The sequence below is a fragment of the Paenibacillus ihuae genome (genome assembly GCF_001368795.1).
GTDB lineage: Bacteria > Bacillota > Bacilli > Paenibacillales > Paenibacillaceae > Paenibacillus_AQ > Paenibacillus_AQ ihuae.
The window spans coordinates 346,526-368,516 of record NZ_LN831200.1 but is presented as its reverse complement, the minus strand read 5'-3'; the positions used below and the strand labels follow the sequence as shown (position 1 = coordinate 368,516).

At 52.4% G+C, this 21,991-nt stretch carries 16 protein-coding genes; 14 read left to right on the top strand and 2 right to left on the bottom strand.

The genetic code is table 11. The features are described 5' to 3' along the window. Positions 1–382 precede the first annotated feature (382 nt). The 6 genes from AQR02_RS24235 (at position 383) to AQR02_RS24210 (ending at position 7,721) form a co-directional block, all read left to right on the top strand. Complete coding sequence (locus AQR02_RS24235; protein WP_054942956.1) at positions 383–1,948, top strand: extracellular solute-binding protein; 1,566 nt, start codon at positions 383–385, stop codon at positions 1,946–1,948. A 132-nt stretch (positions 1,949–2,080) separates the two neighbouring features. Beyond that, positions 2,081–3,049, top strand: coding sequence for an ABC transporter permease (locus tag AQR02_RS24230; RefSeq protein ID WP_054942955.1), 969 nt, complete (start codon positions 2,081–2,083; stop codon positions 3,047–3,049). Positions 3,050–3,071: 22 nt separating this feature from the next. Beyond that, positions 3,072–3,947, top strand: coding sequence for a carbohydrate ABC transporter permease (locus AQR02_RS24225; protein ID WP_054942954.1), 876 nt, complete (start codon positions 3,072–3,074; stop codon positions 3,945–3,947). A 42-nt stretch (positions 3,948–3,989) separates the two neighbouring features. Then, positions 3,990–5,105, top strand: a complete 1,116-nt coding sequence (locus AQR02_RS24220; RefSeq protein WP_108722095.1) for a glycoside hydrolase family 88/105 protein — start codon at positions 3,990–3,992, stop codon at positions 5,103–5,105. 33 nt (positions 5,106–5,138) lie between these two features. Beyond that, positions 5,139–6,482: a glycoside hydrolase family 28 protein gene (locus tag AQR02_RS24215; RefSeq protein ID WP_054942952.1), complete on the top strand. Its 1,344-nt coding sequence runs from the start codon at positions 5,139–5,141 to the stop codon at positions 6,480–6,482. Positions 6,483–6,710: 228 nt separating this feature from the next. Further along, positions 6,711–7,721: a ketoacyl-ACP synthase III gene (locus AQR02_RS24210; protein ID WP_054942951.1), complete on the top strand. Its 1,011-nt coding sequence runs from the start codon at positions 6,711–6,713 to the stop codon at positions 7,719–7,721. 546 nt (positions 7,722–8,267) lie between these two features. Here AQR02_RS24210 and AQR02_RS24205 read toward each other — a convergent pair. After that, on the bottom strand, positions 8,268–9,284 hold the full coding sequence (locus AQR02_RS24205) for a LacI family DNA-binding transcriptional regulator (RefSeq protein ID WP_054942950.1): 1,017 nt from the start codon (positions 9,282–9,284) through the stop codon (positions 8,268–8,270). Between the two features lie 226 nt (positions 9,285–9,510). Here AQR02_RS24205 and AQR02_RS24200 point away from each other — a divergent pair, with 226 nt between their 5' ends. After that, positions 9,511–14,538: a carbohydrate binding domain-containing protein gene (locus AQR02_RS24200; protein ID WP_054942949.1), complete on the top strand. Its 5,028-nt coding sequence runs from the start codon at positions 9,511–9,513 to the stop codon at positions 14,536–14,538. 81 nt (positions 14,539–14,619) lie between these two features. On the opposite strand, the gene AQR02_RS24195 is transcribed toward AQR02_RS24200, so the two are convergent. Beyond that, positions 14,620–15,177 (bottom strand): GbsR/MarR family transcriptional regulator, encoded by a 558-nt coding sequence (locus AQR02_RS24195; protein WP_054942948.1) that lies wholly within the window; start codon positions 15,175–15,177, stop codon positions 14,620–14,622. 255 nt (positions 15,178–15,432) lie between these two features. Between AQR02_RS24195 and AQR02_RS24190 the strand changes: the two genes are divergently transcribed. The 7 genes from AQR02_RS24190 to AQR02_RS24160 all read left to right on the top strand — a co-directional run. Continuing rightward, a complete protein-coding gene (locus tag AQR02_RS24190; protein ID WP_054942947.1) occupies positions 15,433–16,632 on the top strand; it encodes a quaternary amine ABC transporter ATP-binding protein in 1,200 nt (399 codons plus the stop codon). Next, positions 16,629–17,462: an ABC transporter permease gene (locus AQR02_RS24185; protein WP_054942946.1), complete on the top strand. Its 834-nt coding sequence runs from the start codon at positions 16,629–16,631 to the stop codon at positions 17,460–17,462. The genes AQR02_RS24190 and AQR02_RS24185 overlap by 4 nt, the downstream gene beginning before the upstream one ends. A gap of 13 nt (positions 17,463–17,475) precedes the next feature. Next, positions 17,476–18,351: a glycine betaine ABC transporter substrate-binding protein gene (locus AQR02_RS24180; protein WP_342447494.1), complete on the top strand. Its 876-nt coding sequence runs from the start codon at positions 17,476–17,478 to the stop codon at positions 18,349–18,351. Between the two features lie 269 nt (positions 18,352–18,620). Further along, on the top strand, positions 18,621–19,232 hold the full coding sequence (locus tag AQR02_RS24175) for a TVP38/TMEM64 family protein (protein ID WP_054942945.1): 612 nt from the start codon (positions 18,621–18,623) through the stop codon (positions 19,230–19,232). Between the two features lie 141 nt (positions 19,233–19,373). Then, positions 19,374–20,528: a sporulation protein YunB gene (yunB, locus tag AQR02_RS24170; protein WP_425340026.1), complete on the top strand. Its 1,155-nt coding sequence runs from the start codon at positions 19,374–19,376 to the stop codon at positions 20,526–20,528. A gap of 184 nt (positions 20,529–20,712) precedes the next feature. Then, complete coding sequence (locus AQR02_RS24165) at positions 20,713–21,330, top strand: alpha/beta hydrolase (protein ID WP_054942944.1); 618 nt, start codon at positions 20,713–20,715, stop codon at positions 21,328–21,330. A 277-nt stretch (positions 21,331–21,607) separates the two neighbouring features. After that, on the top strand, positions 21,608–21,991 hold a 384-nt coding region (locus AQR02_RS24160; RefSeq protein WP_187388825.1), incomplete at its 3' end, for an alpha amylase N-terminal ig-like domain-containing protein.

Genomic DNA, 21,991 nt, shown 5'->3' with positions numbered 1-21,991 from the left:
AACCGGATAAGTTGAAAGGAAACCCTCAGAGAGGTGAGAAGTAACGGAGGGGAAGTTTGGAACTGTAGGAGCGAAGCGTCCGCCTTTGTCTGCAGATGTTATCCGCTGAAAGCGATATAATCGTAAACATCTGCAGACAACAGCGGCCGGAAGTCCAAACATTCCCTGGAGGTACGACTCCACCTCGCCAAGCAGCTCCCCACCAGCTCCCCATCCCCCTTAAGTTTCCTTTCACCTTATCTGCCCCTCATCACCCGATAATCATTTCCCCAGACTCCCGCCCCAAAGCCCCCACTATGAGTAAATGATTGTTTTCGTAACCTGGCCAAGGCTGTAGTGTGAGGCTTGTAACCAATACAAGTCAAACGGAGGTCAAAAAGGTATGACGAAAAAATCCTTTACCCTGCTTCTTAGCTCGCTGTTAACATTCAGTATGCTGACTGCGGCGTGCGGCAACAACAACAACGGTAATAATGAAGCAGCGGCCACCAAAGATTCCGGCACCAGCGGCGGAACCAATACCGCAACCACAGAGCCGGCACCAGAGCCGGAAAAACCGACAGAAATTAAGATTATGCTTCCATTGAACACGGCAGAGACCCCGCCGGATACAATCAAGGCCGCAGTGGAGAAATTGACCAATACCAAGCTGACTTATCAATTTTTCCCGGCGGATACCTATGAAGAGAAGCTGAATTCTTCCTTCGCCACAGGCTCCCTGCCGCAAGTGACTTATTTGAAGAACCAGACCACATTCATCCAGATGAAAGAATCGATTAAGGATGGACAGTTCTGGGAAATCGGGCCTTACTTAACGGAGTTCCCGAACCTCAACAAGCTGAAACCGGAAATTCTCAACAATACCAAAGTGGATGGCAAGCTGTACTCCCTGTATATCGGCCGCCCGCTAGCCCGTCAGGGGATCATCTACCGCAAGGATTGGGCGGATAAGCTCGGACTTAAGGCTCCGGCCAATCTGGATGAACTGTTGGCTATGGCCCAAGCCTTCACGGAGAAGGATCCGGACGGCAACGGTAAAAAAGACACGATCGGACTCGTGGACCGCAATGAGCTGGTGTACGGGGCCTTCAAAACCATCTCCTCCTGGTTCGGCACGCCGAACAACTGGGGTGAGAAGGATGGCCAGCTTGCACCGGAATTCACCTTCCCGCAATATATCGACACGATGGATTTCTTCAAAAAGCTGCGTGACGGCGGATACATGAACAAGGATTTCGCAGCCACCAGTAAGACCGATGCCGTAAATATGTTCGTCAGCGGCAAAGCAGGGCTGTACATCGGCGGATCCATGCAGGATATCGATACCCTTAACAAGGACCTGATCAAAAACTTCCCGGATGCTGTGCTGGATACGCATAGTATGGTAGCCGGACCTGACGGTAAATTCGCCCAATGGATGATTCCAGGCTATAACAACGTTGTGCTGTTCCCGAAATCTGCGGTTAAGGATGAAGCCGAGCTGAAGAAGATTCTGACCTTCTTTGACAAGATGATGACTCCGGAAGTCGCCAACCTGATGTACTGGGGGATTGAAGGCACACACTACACCGTTGTAGACGGCAAAGCTAAACCGGCAGACGACAAAGAACTGATTGAACGCGAGGTTAAAGGCTATAAGGACAGCGTAATCGGTGAATATGAAACCAATGGCATGTACCAAAGCTTGAACGTATTGCCTGGCCGGATTCATGCCGAAGAGCTGGTGCTGGAAAATGTCAAAGTGGGTGTAGCTGACCCGACAGCTGCTCTGGATTCACCGACCTATACTTCTAAGGGCGTTGAGCTTCAGCAGATTATTACGGATGCCACCTACAACTATATTTACGGACAGTTGGACAAAGCCGGATTTGAAAAACAAGTGGAAGCCTGGAAGAGCCGCGGCGGAGCGGCCATTATCGAGGAATACAACGCTGTATACAAAAAATAGAATGCCGCTTGTGAATATGTATCATAGATAATCAAGTGTACAGAAGGCTGGCGAAGCAGCTTCGGCAGCCCTCTGTAACCACACTAACCCACAGTCAGGCTGGAAATTTAGGAAGCAGAAAGGAAGAGGATTATGCAGGAAGTCACCGCTCAGGCTAGTAGGGTTCCCGAGCTGAAGCCCGCAAGCTATAAGAGCAGCAGTGAGCTCAAAAAGCGGCTGTGGAGAAATAAATATCTGTACGTCATGCTGATACCGGGAGTGCTGTTTTTCGTTCTTTTTAAATATTTGCCGATGTACGGACTGGTTATTTCTTTTCAGGATTACAAGCCTTATCAAGGCATCACCGGCAGTGAATGGGTCGGTATGGAGCATTTTAAACGCCTGTTCAGCGAGCCGGATTTCCTCAATATTCTGGGCAACACGCTCATATTGTTCGGAATGAATATTATTTTTTATTTTCCGGTGCCGATTATCCTCGCTCTGATGCTGAATGAGCTTAGGGGCACATTCTTCAAACGGTTTTTCCAGACTCTCGTTTACCTGCCTCACTTCATGTCATGGGTTATTGTCGTCTCCATCACCTATGTTATGGTCACGATGGACGGAGGGATTATCAACGAGCTGCTGATTTATTTTGGCTTCGAGCCAATTAACTTTCTGCTGAATCCGGGCTGGTTCAGGCCGATGTACATCATTCAGATCATCTGGAGGGAAGCAGGCTGGGGAACGATCATTTATCTGGCCTCCATTGCCGCTATCGATCCCGGGCTGTATGAAGCTGCACGTATGGATGGTGCCGGACGGCTGAGACAGATCTGGCATATTACCCTGCCGGCGATCCGCAGCGTCATCATTACCCTGCTCATTCTGAAAATTGGTTCCGTGCTGGATCTTGGATTTGAGCATGTCTACCTGATGCTGAACTCCATGAATCGAGAGGTTGCGGAAATTATTGATACGTATGTCTATACTGCTGGTTTGAGACAAGGTCAGTTCAGTTACAGTACAGCTATCGGATTCTTCAAATCGATTATTGGACTGATTATGGTCATGTCCGTCAACAAGCTGTCCAAAAAAATGGGCGAAGAAGGCGTTTATTGAGAGACTGCGGGAGGAATTGATAATGGTAGAAGACAGATCCATAGGCGGCAGAATTTTTGCTGCGGTTAACTTTACGCTGCTGGCCCTCATTGCGCTCGTGACGGTGCTGCCTTTTATTCACGTGGTGGCAGGCTCCTTCACAACGAGTGCGGAAATCGCAGCGAGCAAATTTGTACTGATCCCGAAAGTGTGGAGCTTTGAAGCGTATAAATTTATTTTTTCTACGGATACGATTTTTAAAGCGATGGGTGTATCTATTGGAGTTACGCTGATCGGTACCCTGTTCAGTATGTTCATCACGGCGCTGATGGCTTACGGACTCTCCAGAAGAGATCTGGACGGACGGAATGTGGTCAATTTCCTGGTTGTGTTCACGATGCTGTTCCATGGCGGCATGATTCCTACGTTCCTTGTTGTGAAGGAGCTGGGGCTAATCGATTCCTATTCGGCGCTTATTCTGCCGTCAGCGATCAGTGCGTTCAACATGATTATTCTCAAAAACTTTTTCCAGAACATCCCGGAGGGTCTTGAGGAATCCGCCAAAATCGACGGCTGCAACGACTTCGGTATTCTGTTCCGGATTGTGCTGCCCCTGTCCATGCCGGCGATCGCGACCATTTCGCTGTTCTATGCGGTTACCTATTGGAACACTTATATGAGTGCGATTCTGTATCTGGATGACAGCGCCAAGTGGCCGATTCAGGTGCTGCTGCGGCAGATTGTTGTCCTGGCCAGCGGGATGGATCACAGCTCCACCCTCGATGCGGCTGTTCCGCCGCCGGACCAGTCGATCAAGATGGCCGTTATCGTGGTGGCAACCCTGCCGATTCTGATGGTGTATCCGTTCCTGCAGAAACATTTTGCCAAAGGGGCCATGCTGGGTTCAATGAAGGGATAATTGTGGTACAGAGACTCTCATATGGAAGGGGTAGGAAGAGAGATGATAGGCAGTCTGTCAAAAACGCCCATGGAATGGGCCCGCAAGGCCTGTGATTCTTTAATGGATACTTATCAGGCGGGAGAGCTTCCTCCTGCCCACCGCTGGCATTACCATCAAGGCGTGTTTCTGTGCGGGATGGAGCTGCTGTGGCAAGCTGCCGGGGAAGAGCGTTATATCGAATATATTCAGGCCTATGTAGATGACCTTGTGGATGAATATGGTAATCTATATTTCGCCCGGGATGAGCTGGATGCGGTACAGGCGGGGCTGCTGCTGTTCACGCTGCATGAACGGACAGGCAAAGAGAAGTACAAGATTGCTGCGGAGAAGCTGCGGAATCTGCTGCTGACTGTCAACCGGACGTCCGAAGGCGGATATTGGCATAAAGATAAATATCCGTATCAGATGTGGCTCGACGGATTGTATATGGCTGGAGTGTTCTCGCTGAAATATGCGAATGCCTATGGCGAAGTAGAGCTGCGTCAAAGTGTTCTGCATCAGGAGAAGCTGATGCGCAAATATATGAAGGATGAAGCAACGGGCCTGCTGTATCACGCTTGGGATGAGAGCCGGCGTATGCCTTGGGCTGATAAGGAAACAGGCTGCTCCCCTGAATTTTGGAGCCGCTCGCTCGGCTGGTACGGTCTGGCCTTGTCACAGTTCCTGGACCTGCTGCCGGCAGAAGAGCCGGGACAGCCGGAGCTGGCCGCTGCACTGAGTGAATTCGTGCAGGCGCTGATCCGGTATCAGGACCCGGTGAGCGGTCTGTGGTATCAGGTTGTTGACAAGGGCGCTGAGCCGGACAATTGGCTGGAGACTTCCGGCTCATGCCTGTTCGTGTATACCATTGCCAAAGCGGTGAAGCTGGGCCTTACTAGTGATGAAGCAGGAGCTGTCCTTGCGGCCCGGAAAGGCTACGAGGGACTGATCAGGGTGCTGCAGCAGGATGAACAAGGCCGGCTGATTCTCCCGGACATCTGCATCGGCACCTCGGCGGGTGATTATGAGAACTACGTAACCCGCCCTAAAGTAAGCAATGACCTTCATGGCGTTGGGGCGCTGGTGATGGCTTGCGTGGAGATTCAGTCCCTGTACGGGGCGGGCTCGAAGAGCTGATGCCGGCTGAGGCTTGAGAGGAGAGAGTAACCGATGTATAACATTGTAGATTACGGTGCGCTCCGAGATAGCCCGGTCCCTGCGACCGGTGCTATTGCGGCCGCTATTGAAGCAGCCGGTAATCATGGAGGGGGAACCGTCTATGTTCCCGCAGGAACCTTCATTACCGGAGCGGTGCGGCTGCGGAGCAATATTGAGCTGCGCTTAAGCCCCGGGGCGGTGCTGAGCTTCAGCACAGATCCGGCAGACTATCCGGCAGTGGAAGCCCGATGGGAGGGAGTGAAGCGCCAGGTTCATGCCCCTTGTATTTATGCTGAGAATGCAGTGAATGTATCCATTACCGGAAGCGGGACCTTGGAAGGCAACGGCGCACCCTGGTGGAACAAGCACCGGAATCACCCTGAGGCGCTGGAGTATCCCCGGCCGACGCTGATCGGCCTGAACAACTGCCGCCGGGTTACGATCAAGGACGTGACGCTGCAGAATTCACCGAGCTGGACGGTCAATCCGATTCTGTGCAGCAATGTGACCATAGACAATATCTCCATCCTGAACCCGGCCGATTCACCGAATACGGACGGGATTAATCCGGAGTCCTGTTCGGGCGTACGGATCAGTAATTGTAACATCGATGTCGGCGATGACTGCATTGCGATCAAAGCGGGAACCGAAGATACGGCAGAGCGTATCCCTTGCGAGAATATTTCGATTATGAATTGCACGATGATCCACGGGCACGGAGCCGTGGTGCTGGGCAGTGAGATGAGCGGAGATATCCGCAATGTGACGATCAGCAACTGTGTGTTCAAGGAGACGGACCGCGGAATCCGCATGAAATCACGGCGGGGACGCGGTGGTACCATTGAAGATATCCGGGTCAGCAATATTGTGATGGACGGTGTCATCTGCCCGTTTACGATCAATCTGTATTATTTCTGCGGGCCAAAGGGCAAAGAGAAGTATGTCTGGGATAAAAATCCCTATCCGGTGACTGTGGAGACGCCGGCTGTAAGGCGGATTCATTTCGCCAACATCACCGCCCGCAACGTCCATGCCGCTGCAGGTTTCCTGTATGGGCTGGCAGAGCAGTATGTTTCGGAAATCAGCTTCACGAGTGTCGATATTTCGATGGCTCATAATGCTGTCCCTGGCCAACCGGATATGATGACAGGCATCGAAAACATGAATAACCGCGGATTTTTTCTGGGGAATGTGCGTGATGTTCAGTTTCAGCAGGTGACGGTCGAGAACCACGAAGGCCCCGCTTTTTATGTCGAGAATGGTGAGAATGTTCAGGTCATCAGCTGTGTATCCAGAAACACCGCCAAGCCGGAAAAGCTGGTTGAGCAGGTTGAAGTTATGCCGGCGAACAGCTGAAAGAAACCACCAGAAGGAAAAAAACTGAAGGAAAAACGTAAACAGGTTTGCCATTAAGTAAGCATTAGCATTATAAGTAATTTTAAATGGAGCTGTGGCCTCACTTGAGGTCATGGCTCTTTTTGTCGGCTTTCCAGTATTCTTATTTTGCAATTTACTGTGCGTCCGGATATACTTAGTACCAAGTACTAATACCAGATACTATAAATTACACGAGGTGAGTGAAAAATGAAGGGTGCGAAAATTACAGCCATCGGATCATATGTCCCTGCCCGCAGGCTGGCTAATAGCGATTTGGAGCAAATGGTGGAGACGAATGATGAGTGGATTGTGCAGCGGACGGGTATCCGTGAACGCAGAATCAGCCGTGAGGATGAATATACCAGTGATTTATGCGTTGCTGCTGTCCGGGATTTGCTTACACGTTACGGAAAAACTGCCGCGGATGTGGACATGGTTATCGTGGCTACGAGCACAGCTGATTTTTCTTTTCCCTCGGTAGCCTCCATCATCCAGCACCGTCTCGGCATTCCGCTGACTGCCGGAGCGTTCGATATGAGCGCTGCCTGTGCCGGCTTTGTCTACGCGCTGCACACCGCCTACGCCTATGTGGCTTCGGGCCTGCACCGTAAGGTGCTCGTGCTCGGAGCTGATGCACTGTCCAAAATTACGGACTACAGTGACCGCAGTACCTGCATTCTGTTTGGCGACGGGGCCGGTGCGGTGCTCGTGGAGACCGATGAGCAGCAGGACCGTTTTCTGGGCTTCCATCTCAGCAGTGACGGCGGCGGAGCGCATCATGTCTACCGTACAGGACTGGCAAGTAGGGTTAATGGCGTAGCGCTTTCGGATACCGGGAAGCTGGTTCAGAACGGCCGGGAGGTGTTCAAATGGGCGGTGCGAACGGTTCCGCATGGGGTGCGGCAGGTACTGGACAACGCCGGAGCAACGCTTGCGCAGGTGGACTGGTTCATTCCGCACAGCGCCAATCTGCGGATGATCGAGCCGATCTGCGAGCGCCTGGAATATCCTTTTGAGCAGGCACTGTACAGCCTTGAATACTTCGGCAATACCTCTGCCGCCAGTATTCCGCTTGCGCTGGACCTCGGCATCCGGGAAGGCAAGGTGCAAAGCGGCCAGCGGGCGCTGCTCTACGGCTTCGGTGCTGGTCTGGCGCAAGCCGGTCTGCTGGTTGAGCTTAGTCTGGATGAGCAGGTTAAGCCGCCTGCTGTTTTATAGAGCTGCGTAAGCTACTGCGGGGGAGAGGCTGATTGGGGTTCTCTCCCCCTCATATCCGAAAAATGGACCCTGAAATCAGAAAAACCGTGCCTTGAAGGCTAACTTGAAATGAGAGATTATATTATCGAAAACGTTTTCGGTGAGGGGGGATCGCGTAGCGCCTGTTCTTAATGAGCTTTCTTATTCACAGCGTTGGAATCTCAGAGTTGTCATTTGCGGAGTTCATTTCATGGTTTATTTAGCAGTCTGCCTGGAGGAATATCGGGTAGAGTTCAAGGCCGTATTCGTTGTAATTGCATTTTGTGCAATAGAGTCGCTCAGTAGGGGCCCGAAACCGGGTTTAATTGTATTCTGTACAACTGAATTTGCGGAAAAGGGATGGATTTGGCGATTCAGACCATTTTAACTGTACAGAATACAATAGAATCGCTGCGGGATGCTTTATGGCCCGTTTCTACTGTACAAAGTGCAATTAAATTCGGAATTGTTTCCGAATCCGTGGTTCGTAAGCTCAGTCTTAGAGAATAGCTCCGCCGGATTTCGTAGTCAGCGGTTCAAGCCGCTGCCGCAGGATTCGCGGATGATCAGGGCGGGCTCAACGACAAAGGAGCCGCCTTCTGACTGGTTGTTGATGAGGTCAAACAGCATGTGGGCGGCAAGCACTCCGAGGCGTTCCTTGTTCTGGCGGATCGTGGTCAGCGTAGGGCTGGTGTATTTGCAGGCTTCGATATCATCACAGCCGATTACGGCAACATCCTCAGGAATGCGGAGACCATGCTCCTTGAGGGCGCGGATCGCCCCGAGAGCCAATAAATCAGATGCGGCAAAAACGGCCCGGGGCAGACTGCCGCGCTCAAGCAGACGCTGCATCGCCGTGTAGCCGCTAGGCTCGAAGAAATCATCGCCATGCGTGAACCACTTGGGATTCAGGGTCAGGCCAAAGCTTTCGATCGCCTTGATATATCCCGCTTCCCGCTGATTGGAGATATCCGAGTCGCCCGTGCTGCCGATGAAGCCCAGCTCCCTGTAGCCCAGCAGATAGAAATGCTCTACAACCTTGGAGGCGATCTGGAAATTATCCGACATCACGTATCCGGACTTCCTGCCCTTAAGCTCCAGGTCGACGCCGATGCAGGGAATGCTGCTCATATCTAGATCACGGATAGCTGGCTCCATCTTTTCTCCGGAGATAATAACACAGCCGTCCACATGGAAATGTACGCAACGGGAGAAGTAGTCTCCGCCGTTGACGAACTTCTCGTTGGAGAAAAAAATAAGGTCGTAACCCAGCACGCCCATCTGCTTCTTGAAGGAGTTCAGCACCTCCACAAAAAAAGGATGCGTAATCTCAACGTTAAGCTCACCGGCAAAAATAACACCGATTAGATTGGACTTCTTGGTCGCCAGCGTTTTAGCAGAATTTGAGGGGGAATATCCGGTTTGTTCGATAATCTCCAGCACCCGTTGTTTCGTTTTTTCGGAAACATCGCTGTAATTGTTCATAATTTTCGAAACGGTAGAGACAGAAACACCGGCCATTTCGGCAATTTTTTTGATATTCATTTGTATGCTTGTCCACCCTCCGCTTGATAATGAGCCAGAACTGAAAAGACTGTAGTAATGCCGTTTTTTGATGAATTTCAAGCATAATTCCGGTACAAAAAATAGTCACATTTAAGTCTATTCAACTTCCCTAAACAAGTCAAACAATTCTTGCCCGGTAGATCGAAACCGATTTCGATATCACTCAAGAGGAAACGTTACTGTAAATTGAGGAGGAATACACTGGATGAAAAAGAATATTTCGGCGGCGCTTGCTGCAGTGGCCCTAGTGACCGGCCTGTTGTCGCCGCTGGGCAGCGGTTCAGTTACTGCAGCGCCGGCGGTAAACGCACAGCAGTCTGTTGCAGTCAGTAATATGAAAGCGTTTACTGATGTGAAAGCGGACCATTGGGCCGCCCGGTCGGTGCAGCGCTGGAGTGAGACTGGCATTATCGGAGGGTACGGAGACGGAACCTTCCGTCCGAATAATCAGGTGACGAAGGCGGAGTTCGCCGTCATTATGAACCGGATATTTAATTACAAGGCCGAGGCGGCTGTGCTCCCTTCCGATGCGGCAGGGCATCTCTGGTTCAGCACCGACATTGCCAAAGGCATCGCCGCAGGATACTTAAGCGCTGACCCCGACAACCTCATTCATCCATCTGCCAAACTGTCGCGTGCCGAGGCAGCCGTGGCGCTGCAGAAGATTTTCCGGCTGGAAGCCGCTAAACAGAATGCAGTTTACACGGATCTGGCGGGCGCAGGCAATGAGCTGACCGATGCCATTGCGGCACTTACGGCAGCCGGTTATTTACAAGGCTATCCCGGAGGCTTATTTAAGCCGAATGGAGACATTAGCCGCGCCGAGCTGGCCCGGATCGCGGATCTGATGGTCCCCGGACTCGTTACATCTCCGGGAGAGGTTTCTTTGGGAACTGTAAAAGGTAACGTAGTGCTGAACAGTACGGATATTCTTTTGCAGGACACAGTAATCGAAGGCAATCTCTACCTCACCGAAGGGATTGGCGAAGGCAACGCCATACTTCACGGGGTGCAGGTCACGGATACAACCTTCATCCGCGGAGGCGGAGAACATAGTGTGAACCTGGAGAACAGTAAGCTTGGGAAGGTAGTGGTAGCGAGACCCGGCGGCCATGTGCGGATTTATGCCGGCAGCGGGACGGCAGTTGGAACGGTACAGCTTGACTCGGGGGCAACACTGGAGGAAGGGAAGCTGACCGGGGCTGGATTTACGGATGTTGAAATCCGCTCAGGAGCCAAGGCGGTGACATTGAAGGGGGAGTTCAGCAATGCCAGTACGGCGGATAACCGAGCAGGCAGCTTAGCGCTGAGCCTCTCCGGCAAGCTGGGTAAGCTTACCTTGAATACTCCAAGCCAGATTCTGCTTGCCGGCAATGCCCGGGTCGCAGAGCTGCTGATTTCCGCGAATGCCGCGGGCACAGCGCTGCTGGGTAACGGAAGCTTCGGTGCTGTCACGAATAATGCCGAGAGCGTCACCAGCGGCGGTGCGGCGCTAACTAAAGGCAGCAGCAGTGAGCTGAAGGTGGTTGCACCAGCCTCCAGCCCGTCTCCGGCGAGCGGCGGCTCCTCCGGTTCCGGCGCTACAGCAGCCCCGACGGCTGTACCAACACCAACACCAACACCAACACCAACACCAACACCAACACCAACACCAACGCCAACACCAACAGCAACACCAACACCAACACCAACGCCAACACCAACACCAACAGCCACGCCTACACCGGCGGTGGACCCTTGGACGCTGGTGTGGAATGATGAATTTAATGACGGTGTCATCGATCCCGCGAAGTGGACTTATGATCTTGGAGACGGTTCGGCTGTCGGCAATCCCGGCTGGGGCAACAATGAGCTGGAATGGTATACGAGTGACGAGAAGAATGTAAAAGAATCAGACGGCAATCTCATTATTACCGCACGCAAAGAGGCGCAGAACGGTAAGGAATATACATCCTCGCGCATTAAGACGAAGGGGCTGTTCGGCAAGAAATACGGCAAATTTGAGATCCGCGCGAAAGCTCCGACCGGTAAAGGCTTATGGCCTGCCATCTGGATGCTGCCGGAGGACTATGTCTACGGCACATGGGCCGCATCCGGTGAAATTGATATTATGGAAGGCTGGGGCAGCCGTCCGAACACCGTTGCCGGTACCATTCATTATGGGGGCCAGTGGCCGGATAATGTCTACTCCGGCAAGGAATATGTGTTCCCGGATAACGGAACCATCGCACAGTTCCATACCTATTCGATCGAATGGGAGCCAGGGGAAATCCGCTGGTATGTGGACGGTGTCCTCTACTCGACCAAAAATGACTGGTACAGCCTCAGCAGCGGCCAGCCGGCTAACAATGCTTATCCGGCACCGTTCAACCAGGAGTTCCATCTCCTGCTGAATCTGGCTGTCGGCGGCAACTTTGACGGCAATCCGACAGATGAGACGGTATTCCCGCAGTCGATGGAAATCGATTATGTACGGGTATACGAGTTGACAGGCAGAGCTTACCGTGAGCCGGTCCCGGTAACACTTGCGAAGGAGCCGTATCTGGAGGGCTCACTTGCTCCGCTGGCGGACGGCAACTTTATCCATAACAACGGATTCACGGAGCAGGCGGAGGGCGATGCGGGTATGGGTATTCCGAATACAGCGCACTGGGTGCTGTACAAGGAAGACGGAGCTGATGCAGCAGTATCGCTTGAACCGGTTGGCGGAGCGAATTTCCTCAAGGTAAACATCAGCAGCGCGGGCGGAAATTCCTATTCGATTCAGCCGCAGGCAATCGTGTCATTGGCTAAGGGAAGATTCTACAAGCTCAGCTTTGATGCGAAAACGGATGCTACGCGGAGCATGAATGCCAGGCTGACCGGCGGAGCATCACGCGGCTATCAGGCGTATTCTCCGGGACTCAAGGCTGAGCTGACCGGAACAATGGGCCACTATGAAATGATGTTCCAGATGAAGGAGAATTCCGATATTGCAGCACGGGTTGAATTCAACCTGGGTACGAACAGCTCCCCGGTGTGGCTGGGCAATGCCCGGCTGGAGGAGATTGACAGCATTCCGTTCGAACATGACAGCGCTAAGATGCCGCTGGGAAGCGGCAATCATCTGTACAACGGCACCTTTGACCTCGGTGAGACAGACCGGCTGAGCTATTGGCATACCGCAGCTTCCGGCGGGGCAGAGGTCAGCAGCCATGTTGACGGTGAGGGACAGCTGCAGCTGCAGATAACAGGCAGCGGTGATGCGGGAGCAGATGTCATCCTGCTGCAGAAGGGGATTTTCCTTGTGCAGGGCCAGGATTACAAGCTAACCTTTGACGCGGGTGTCACTTCCGCCCGCACAGCGGCAGTAGAACTGCGAGGCAAGGATGGAACGCTTTATGCCTCACGAGAGGTACAGCTTACTGCGGGAGCGAATAGCATCACTGCCGAATTCTTGGGACTTGCCGGAGCAACCGATCATGAAGGGCAATTCGTTCTGCGGCTCGGCGGCTCGCCGGGCACCGTACGTCTGGATAATGTCGTCTTGCTTCGCACGAGCACCTATTATGATCCGTCTCTGGTCTATTACCCGCTGGCCAACGGAGATTTCAGCTTTGGCTGGAGCAATTGGGAACGGCTGTTGACCGAGCAGGGCGGACAGAGCGCGGCAGCCGTAACGGATGGGGCTGCCAAATTCAGCATTTTGAATAACGGCAGCCTGAATTATTCGGTCATGCTGTTCCAGAATGGGCTGAAGGTGGCTGGCGGAACGGAATACATCATTGAGTTCGATGCCAAATCCAGCGTTGCCCGCAAAATCAGCGTCAACGCGGAGAATGCGTCGTATAAGCCTTCTTTTAGCCAGATCATTGATGTATCGCCGGATGGCGCCCATTACAGGTTCGAATTCCGCCAGGGCGAGAAGGATACGCTGTCGCTGAAATTTCTGATGGGCAAGGTGGATGGCGTCAGTATTCCCGGATCCCATGATATTACCATCGATAATGTGAAGTTTGAGATTAAGAATGCTCCCGCCAAGCCTCAGGAGCTGCAGGGCGACAGCAGCAATAACAGAGCCGGGCAGCCGATTGAGCTGGCATTCATAGATAATGCCGCCTGGCGCAGCAAGATTGGGGCGGTCAAGGTGAATGGAACTGCAGTAGCAGACGGACAATATACGGTTCAGCCCGGTGTCATCACTATCGCTGCCGCAGCCTTCCCGGCTGAAGGAAGCTATACGGTCACTGTGGAAGCCGAGGGGTATGTGAATGCGGCTGTCACGCAGGTCATTCTGGCGAATGACCATAATCTGGTGGTTAACGGGTCATTTAGCAGCGGCCGCACCGGCTGGTCTACATGGTCCGGGGAAGGCGGGGCTGCTGCATTTAGTGCAGATGAGGGTGTGGCTAATATCGAGATCAGCGCCGCCGGCAGCCAGACTTGGGCCAACCAGTTCTTCCAGGAAGGCATCCGGCTTCAGGCCGGCAAAACCTATGAGCTGAGCTTCAAGGCGAAATCGACGGTACCGCGGCAGATTATCGTGGAATACAGCGGAACCTCTGCCGCTGCTGCGCAGGCGAGGTTTAATATTACGGCCACATGGGCGACCTACAAGGCACAGTTTACAGTGGCCGACGGCAATCCGCTGAAGTTGAATGTTCTGATCGGCGCCAGTGCGGGTGACGATAAAACGGCAAACAGCACGCCGCATACGCTGTCTCTGGACGATATTGTCATCACAGAAGTAACCGGAAGTACACCGGTGGAGCCGGCAAGCGGCACTCTAGATAACGGAACCTTTGATGCAGCAAAAGGGATGGCCGGCTGGACGCAGTACTTTGACGGAACCGGCTCCGCCCGGGCTCTGAACGGGGAATTGGCTGTCAGCCTGACGGGAACCGGCGGAGCCAATTACAGTGCGCAGGTAGATTACGCGGAGCTCAAGCTTGAACAGGGCAAGACGTATAAGCTGACGTTTCAGGCCCGCTCCGACATTGACCGGCTGATCGAAGTGGCTGTTGAGCATAAAGGCGGGGATTACACCAAATATCTGCCGGCCCGGCAGGTTGCTCTGACGGACGAAATGAGTGAATACAGCTATACCTTTACTATGGATGGGGCAACGGATTCCTTGGCGCATCTGGTGTTTCTCATGGGACTTATCGCAGGCAACAGCGCGGAAACGAATCAAGCGGTTAAAGCGGGCAATCAGATAGTAATTGATAACGTAACCCTCGCAGAGCTTCCTTGATTAAAAAAAGAATAGCTTGCAGTACAACAAATAGCCGTGGCTCCCTGTATGGGAGCACGGCTTTTTTTTAATGATATACGATTAGGTTTCCTTGGGAATAAGTTCAAAAATTTTGCCGGTTTCCAGCGCCTCGATCAGCTTTAGCAGCCAGCGGTAGTATTTGATGGCTTCCTCAATTTTGGCTTCATCATTCGTCAGCAGCCGCAGCACCTCCGCATCCTCTGCGTACTCGGCCTGCATCTTTTCGATTTCCGCCAGCGACTTGGCCAGTGCAGTCATGTTGCCCTCCACGGCTTTGCGCCATTTGATCGAGAAATAGTCGCTGAAGTTCTGATGCCAGTCGGGCACGACCTCGAACAGATCCTTGCGAGTACCTTTTCCCCATACTTTGTCGATCATCTTCAGATCAAGCAGCGTGCGGACGCCTGTACTCATGGAGGTCTTGCTCATCCCCATGGTGCGGCTTAAATCATCCAGCGTGACAGGTCCCTCATTAAAATACATATATCCATATAAATGCCCGATGGACAGCGTAATTCCGTACAAATCCATATTTTTGCCGATGGAATCAATCACCCGCTCGCGGGCCTTGCTGATTCGCTGTATCTGCTCGGGCGGAAGCCCTTCTAAATCATTCATGATGTCCCTCCTGAGGAATAGGCTGATAGACTGCAAACCTCTCAAATGTATTGTAATCAAATCCTTATCGATAAGTAAAGAATTCATGCGGAACGGAATATGGCGTAAAACAGAGTATTCTTTATGTAAAGTACGTAAAGTTAAAACTGTACACTAAATTTTTAGCGTATATGGGCTTTGCGTGTCTTTTCACAACTCCGCTACACTTAGTGAGAAGCAACTACCTGAATAACATAAGGGGAAAAGGAGGTCACCATGGCAATTATAGAGGTGAAGCAACTTACCAAAGTATTCGGTAACGATGCAGGACGGGCCCTTCCATTACTGGAACAAGGCTGGTCCAAAGAGAAAATTGCCCGGGAGGCCAAGCTGACTGTAGGAGTCAATAAGGCCGAGTTCAGCATCGACGAAGGAGAAATATTTGTCATTATGGGCTTGTCGGGCAGCGGCAAATCGACGCTTGTCCGTTTATTGAACCGTTTGATTGAGCCCACCGGGGGCCAGGTTTTGTTCAAAGGCAAGGATGTAGTCAAGATGAATTCCGAAGAGCTGCGTACGTTCCGGCGTAAAAATATCGGTATGGTGTTTCAGAAGTTTGCCCTGTTCCCGCACCGCAGCGTGCTGGCCAATGCCGAATACGGTCTTGAAGTGCAGGGTGTAGATAAAAAAGAGCGGACCCGACTTGCGATGGAGGCTCTGGAGCTGGTAGGCCTGAAAGGCTGGGAGAACCACCGCCCTGATCAGCTAAGCGGCGGCATGCAGCAGCGAGTCGGCCTGGCCCGGGGGCTTGCCAATGATCCTGATATTCTGCTGATGGATGAAGCCTTCAGTGGGCTGGATCCGCTGATCCGCAAGGATATGCAGCAGGAGCTGCTGGAGCTGCAGGCCAGAGTGAAGAAGACGATCGTCTTCATCACCCATGATCTGGATGAGGCGCTACGTATCGGCGACCGGATTGCCCTGATGAAGGATGGGGTGATTGTACAGATCGGCACACCGGAAGAAATTCTTATTCAGCCGGCCAATAAATATGTAGAACGGTTTGTCGAGGACGTGGATTTGTCCAAAGTACTGACCGCCTCCCACATTATGCGCCAGCCGGAAATGATCCGTCCGGAGCGCGGACCCCGGGTTGCCTTGCAGCTCATGCGGGACAGCGGCGTATCCAGCCTGTACGTGGCGAATAATGAAATGAAGCTGCAGGGTGTGCTTACGGCGGACGATGCTTCAAGAGCACTGAAAGAAAATAAAAGCATTCTTGAAGTGCTGCAGCGGGAAATTCCCCGTGTCGGCCCGGATACCCTGCTGAATGATCTGTTTGAGCTGATGTCGGAGACCCATCTGCCCGTTGCAGTGGTGGACGAGAGCGACAAGCTTAAGGGAATTGTAATCAAAGGAGCCGTGCTGTCCGCACTTGCCGGCAATGCGGTTCCGGAAGGAGGTTTCGGCTCATGAACATCCCTAAATTACCGGTCGGCAAAGGCATTGAGTGGCTGGAGGACTGGCTGATGACTTATTTTGGCCCGTTCTTTGATCTTATTCATGCGCTGATCGGCGGAATGGTAAACGGGATTGAAGCGGCATTAACATTCCTTCCAGCCCTTGTTCTTACGCTAATTATTACCGCATTGGCCTATTGGATCGGTAAATGGCGTATGGCGCTGTTTGCGGTGATCGGGCTGCTGCTGATTGATAATCTCGGCCTGTGGAACCCGTCCATGCAGTCGCTGGCACTGGTATTAACCGCCTCGGTACTGGCTGTACTGATCGGCGTTCCGGTCGGCGTGCTTTGTGCCCAGAGCAAGACGGTGCAGAATATTGTGACTCCGGTGCTCGATTTTATGCAGACCATGCCTGCGTTTGTATACCTGCTGCCCGCGGTATCCTTTTTCTCGCTGGGCGTCGTTCCCGGAGTGATTGCTTCTATTATATTTGCGATTCCTCCAACGATCCGGCTAACGAATCTGGGGATTCGCCAGGTATCGCCTGAGCTGGTGGAAGCGGCGGATGCCTTCGGATCTACGGCAGCACAGAAGCTGTTCAAGCTTCAGCTGCCGATTGCCCTGCCGACCATAATGGCCGGCATTAACCAGACGATTATGCTGTCGCTGTCGATGGTCGTGATCTCGTCGATGATCGGTGCGCAGGGCGTAGGAGCCTACGTATACCGGGCGGTATCACAGGCGAAGACCGGAGCGGGCTTTGAAGCAGGGATTGCGATCGTCATTATTGCGATTCTGCTCGACCGCCTGACACAGAAGCTGTTCAAACCCAAACAACAATAGGAGTGTGAAGAGATTGATAAAGAAGAAAAGTGTAGGATTACTACTAACTGTGCTGCTGGTAGCTCTCTTGGCCGGATGTTCATCGGAGGCAGGCGGCGGGAAAACGGTGAAGCTGGCGTATGTGGCCTGGGATTCGGAAATTGCCAGTACTTATATCGTCAAAGAAGTGCTGGAGTCAAAGCTCGGTATGACTGTGGAAATGCTGCAGGTGGACGCCGGCCCGATGTGGGCAGGCATTGCTGACGGAAGTGCCGATGCAATGGTTGCCGCATGGCTGCCCAGCACACATGCTTCTTACCTGGAACAGTATGGCGATAAAATAAAGGATTTAGGCCCTAATCTGGAGGGCACAAAGACCGGCCTTGCTGTTCCGACGTATATGGATATCAACTCGATTGAAGATTTGAAGAACAGTGATTTGGCGGAAAAGCTGCAGGGCCGGATTGTCGGTATTGAGCCGGGGGCCGGGATTATGATGTCTACCGAGCAGGCTATTACAGACTACGGACTGGGTGACTATACGCTGCTAGAAAGCTCGTCAGCGGCAATGGTTCAGGAGCTGGAAAAAGCATATCAGAACAATGAGCCGATTGTAGTGACGGCCTGGACACCGCACTGGATGTTCGCCAATATGGACCTGAAATATCTGGAAGACCCGCAAAGTGTATATGGAGGGGCAGAGCAGATCCATACTATGGTGCGTACGGGCCTAGCGGAGGATATGCCGGAGGTGTATCAATTCCTGGATCAATTCAACTGGACCTCTGAAGATATGGAACAGGTTATGGTTGATATTCAGGCCGGAGCAGCACCGGAGGATGCAGCCAAGAGCTGGGTGGAAGAGCATGCCGATCAGGTGAATAGCTGGACCGTTCAGGCACAAAAATAGCATAAACGTGCGGCTTGTCCGCTTTTGCAGCAGATGAAGATGTATGCTATGATGAAAAGAACATATGGCTACAAAACTGTAACCGTCTTGAGGTGACCAACGAATCCGTCTCTTCTTAGCCGGAGCTTGTTCTTTACATACATCTTCATAAGCACCTTATAATCTTTGTTTAATAAACACCCCGTAAGGGGTGTTTTTCTTGAAAAATAAACTATATATAAGTACTTAGCGGAGCTGGTGAAGCAATAGCCGAGAAAGGAGACAGCTCCATGACAGAGACCATAAACACTTGGATTGATTGGCTGCTGCAAAGTCTGGGCCTAAGCGGTCCCTACATTCTACTGGCGACGATTCCTCTTACCCTGCTGCAGAGTTTATTCGGATTTTTTCCGCTGGCGGTACTGATTGTTCTCCATGTATCCGAATTTAATATCATTGGCGGAATGCTGGTCAGCTGGATGGCCTGCAATTTAGGCTCGATCCTCATTTATTTCCTGTTTCGCAGATTCCTGTTTGGCTGGTTCGACCGGAAATGGCGCTCCAAGCTGAAGCGTTATGACAAGTGGCAGCGTTATCTCGACCGGTACGGGATCTGGACACTGGTCCTGCTGCGTACCGTGCCCATTATGCCCAGCAATATTATTAATTTTATGTCCGCGGTTTCGCCGATTAAAGCCCGGGCTTATATCTGGGGCACGGTGCTTGGCAACCTGTCCTATATCTGGCTGTTTGGAACGATTGGTTCATCCCTTATTGTCCCGCGGGAGGAATGGAACGGGTTCCTGCTCTGGTATGCGGTATTCATTGCGGTTCTGCTTGGAATCTTTGTGCGTTTCCACTGGGGACATTTACAGGAGGATAAGCGGAAACGGATGGAGTAACATCATATTATCATCGTGTAAGAACGTTTCTTACAGTGCCTGCACTGGAGGGACGTTCTTCTTTTTTGCACTCTGTCTGAATACCCTATAGTAATTAGAGGCGGCTTGACCGCAGGGATTACCGGGAGGGACGAATAAAGCATGGGCAGAATTCGAAAATGGGGAAGCCGGAGAGCCGTGATGCCGAACCTGGGCCGCCTGCGGCTGCCGAAGGTGAGCTGGAACGGCTTGCCGAGACCGGCAGGGCGAAGCCCGGCATTCAAGGCGAAGCCGTCGAGAGCCGGAACTCCGCGACCGGCGGGGCGCAGTACGGCCTTTAAGGCAAGACCGCGGAGCTCCGTAAGCCGGCTGTCCGGCCAGGGCATGACCGACGGAGTCCAGGGCGGCGGGAAGCTGTTCAGGCTGGCGGGCGGCGGCAGGAAAGGGGGCGGCACCGGAGCTGCACCACGTCCTCGGAGGCGGGGGCGCTTCTGGCTCATTCTGAGCCTGGTGCTGGTACTGGGTGTGCTGCAGGGCCTGCGTTATGTGGAGAAGCATCTGCGTCCGCCGATCATCCACCTGGCCCAGATCCGGGTGAAGCAAATCGCCACGGAATCGATTAACAAGGCAATTACCTCCCAGGTTGCCGATGGGGGGGACGCGGAGGCGCTGATCGACTGGAAAACGGATAAGAACGGCAAAATATCAGGCTTCATGCTTAATTATAGAGAGCATATGCGGATCACCTCACAGGCGGCAGAAGTCATCCAGTCCACGCTGCAGGAGCTGCATAACCGGACAGAGCATATTCCGCTCGGCCAGGCGCTGGACAGTCCGCTCATTGCCTCCTTCGGTCCCGATGTTCCGATTAAGATTGAACCGCAGGGAGCGGTGAAGGTGGAGCTGAATACCCGCCAGAAAAATGCGGGTATTAATATGATTCTGGTCGAGGTATATATTCATATCGTTACCGAAGTCGCCGTCGTCGTTCCATTTGATATGGAGCCGCAGGTGGTGGATACAGAAATTCCTGTGTCTTATCTGATGGTTGTGGGAGATGTGCCGATGTATTATTACGACAACCAGGGCAAGCCTGTCGGTGAGAATGGCAGCAACGCGCCGGGGATTGCAATTCCGGCACCTGAACAGTCCGGAGCCAAGACTGGGGAAACGGATACCGGGTCAGATGCCGGGGAAAACGGAACAGGCGCGGATCAGGACTACGGTGCTGCAGACACACCGTCTTCCGGCAGCGGAAATTCAGGGAACGCGGGGAATGAGGTGAACAGCAGCACAGAGGGCAGCGGAGGGGAGTAACAACGCGGCGGTGGTGCTTGCTTAGGAGCGTAGGGACAGCGCTGCCCAAGTATTTGGAGAATGCTGTTCATGAATTAAACCTTGACGATTACACCGTTAAGGTTTAATTTTCAATAAATGGATAAAATAAGCCGTAAAACCATAAGTCTACGGTATATCCCCCTATAGGAAAAGAGGACAGGTCATGAACGGCTGTTTGTTCATTCACGGCTTCACCGGCGGCGAATATGAAATCTCCCCGTTATCACAGTTTATGGAGCAGCATAATTACCATTCCCGGACGTTTACATTGAAGGGCCATGGCGGCAGCAGACAGGATTTGCTTCAGTCAGACCGTTTTGACTGGCGGAAAAGTGCTGAAGATGAATTGAACAAGCTGCTTGAAGATTATGAGGCGGTTCACCTTATCGGTTTTTCCACCGGTGCGCTGATCGCCTCTCATCTGTCTGTGCAATATCCGGCCAATATCAAATCACTCACACTGCTCTCAACGCCTGTATTTCCGCTGAATCCGCTGGAGATTCTGAGAACGCTGGGCAGTCTGACCATGCTTAAGAATTACTTCAGCAAATTCGGCTCCACACCGGCAAAGGCTACCCGGGAGTTTCAGCGGCTCGTCCGTGAGAGCTTTGACATCTATCCGCAAATTACAATCCCCACCCTGATCGTGCAGGGCAAAAGGGACCACCTGGTAAAGACCAAAAGCGCAGGCTTTCTTAAGCAGACCATTCCCTCCGAACGCAAGCAGGTGCTCATGATAGAAAAAAGACGGCCATATGGTCTGCCATTGCAACGACAGTAAGCGGGTAATGAACGAAGTGCTGCAATTCATTGAAAGCTCGGGAGCTTCATGACGAGCATGGAACTTGGGGAACAGCGTTATGCCCCAGGAAGAGCCTATTTCACATCAGTCTGTGGAATAGGCTTTTGCTGTATGCAATACGTCTGAATTACATTGACAACATATCCAGCACATGTTAATTTCGATTGAGGGAAACCGGTTTCCTCAAATCGGTAAATAGTTCATTTTATATCAACAGAACCGGATCAATCATACCTTTAAAGGAGACTGTATAAATATGCCGAAACACTGGTTTTTCTATCATACTGCCGAAGACCCGTTTGCTTTTCCCGCCGGCCCAGGTGCATTGAAGCTGCGGTTATTCGTGCAAGGCGGCCAGCAGCTATGCTGTACCGTAATTCATTCCGACCGTTATGATTCACCCGGCAGTGAACAGCCGCTGCTGATGGAGCGGATCGGTTCTGCAGGTGCCTATGAGATTCATGAAGCCGTCATTTTAACGGAAACCGGTAAATGCAGATATTTGTTTCATGCCCAGAACCCGGCTGGTGAGTATGTATGGTACGGAGAGAGGGGAGTGGCTGTAAACAGAGAGCATGCGGGGGCTTTTCAGTATGCCTATATGCACAGGCCTGAGGCGCTGAAGCTGCCGTCATGGAGC

Bases quoted from the DNA above. Each gene is read 5' to 3' on its own strand.
- AQR02_RS24235 (WP_054942956.1), top strand. From the start codon at position 383: ATGACGAAAAAATCCTTTACCCTGCTTCTTAGCTCGCTGTTAACATTC.
- AQR02_RS24230 (WP_054942955.1), top strand. From the start codon at position 2,081: ATGCAGGAAGTCACCGCTCAGGCTAGTAGGGTTCCCGAGCTGAAGCCC.
- AQR02_RS24225 (WP_054942954.1), top strand. From the start codon at position 3,072: ATGGTAGAAGACAGATCCATAGGCGGCAGAATTTTTGCTGCGGTTAAC.
- AQR02_RS24220 (WP_108722095.1), top strand. From the start codon at position 3,990: ATGATAGGCAGTCTGTCAAAAACGCCCATGGAATGGGCCCGCAAGGCC.
- AQR02_RS24215 (WP_054942952.1), top strand. From the start codon at position 5,139: ATGTATAACATTGTAGATTACGGTGCGCTCCGAGATAGCCCGGTCCCT.
- AQR02_RS24210 (WP_054942951.1), top strand. From the start codon at position 6,711: ATGAAGGGTGCGAAAATTACAGCCATCGGATCATATGTCCCTGCCCGC.
- AQR02_RS24205 (WP_054942950.1), bottom strand. From the start codon at position 9,284: ATGAATATCAAAAAAATTGCCGAAATGGCCGGTGTTTCTGTCTCTACC.
- AQR02_RS24200 (WP_054942949.1), top strand. From the start codon at position 9,511: ATGAAAAAGAATATTTCGGCGGCGCTTGCTGCAGTGGCCCTAGTGACC.
- AQR02_RS24195 (WP_054942948.1), bottom strand. From the start codon at position 15,177: ATGAATGATTTAGAAGGGCTTCCGCCCGAGCAGATACAGCGAATCAGC.
- AQR02_RS24190 (WP_054942947.1), top strand. From the start codon at position 15,433: ATGGCAATTATAGAGGTGAAGCAACTTACCAAAGTATTCGGTAACGAT.
- AQR02_RS24185 (WP_054942946.1), top strand. From the start codon at position 16,629: ATGAACATCCCTAAATTACCGGTCGGCAAAGGCATTGAGTGGCTGGAG.
- AQR02_RS24175 (WP_054942945.1), top strand. From the start codon at position 18,621: ATGACAGAGACCATAAACACTTGGATTGATTGGCTGCTGCAAAGTCTG.
- yunB (WP_425340026.1), top strand. From the start codon at position 19,374: ATGGGCAGAATTCGAAAATGGGGAAGCCGGAGAGCCGTGATGCCGAAC.
- AQR02_RS24165 (WP_054942944.1), top strand. From the start codon at position 20,713: ATGAACGGCTGTTTGTTCATTCACGGCTTCACCGGCGGCGAATATGAA.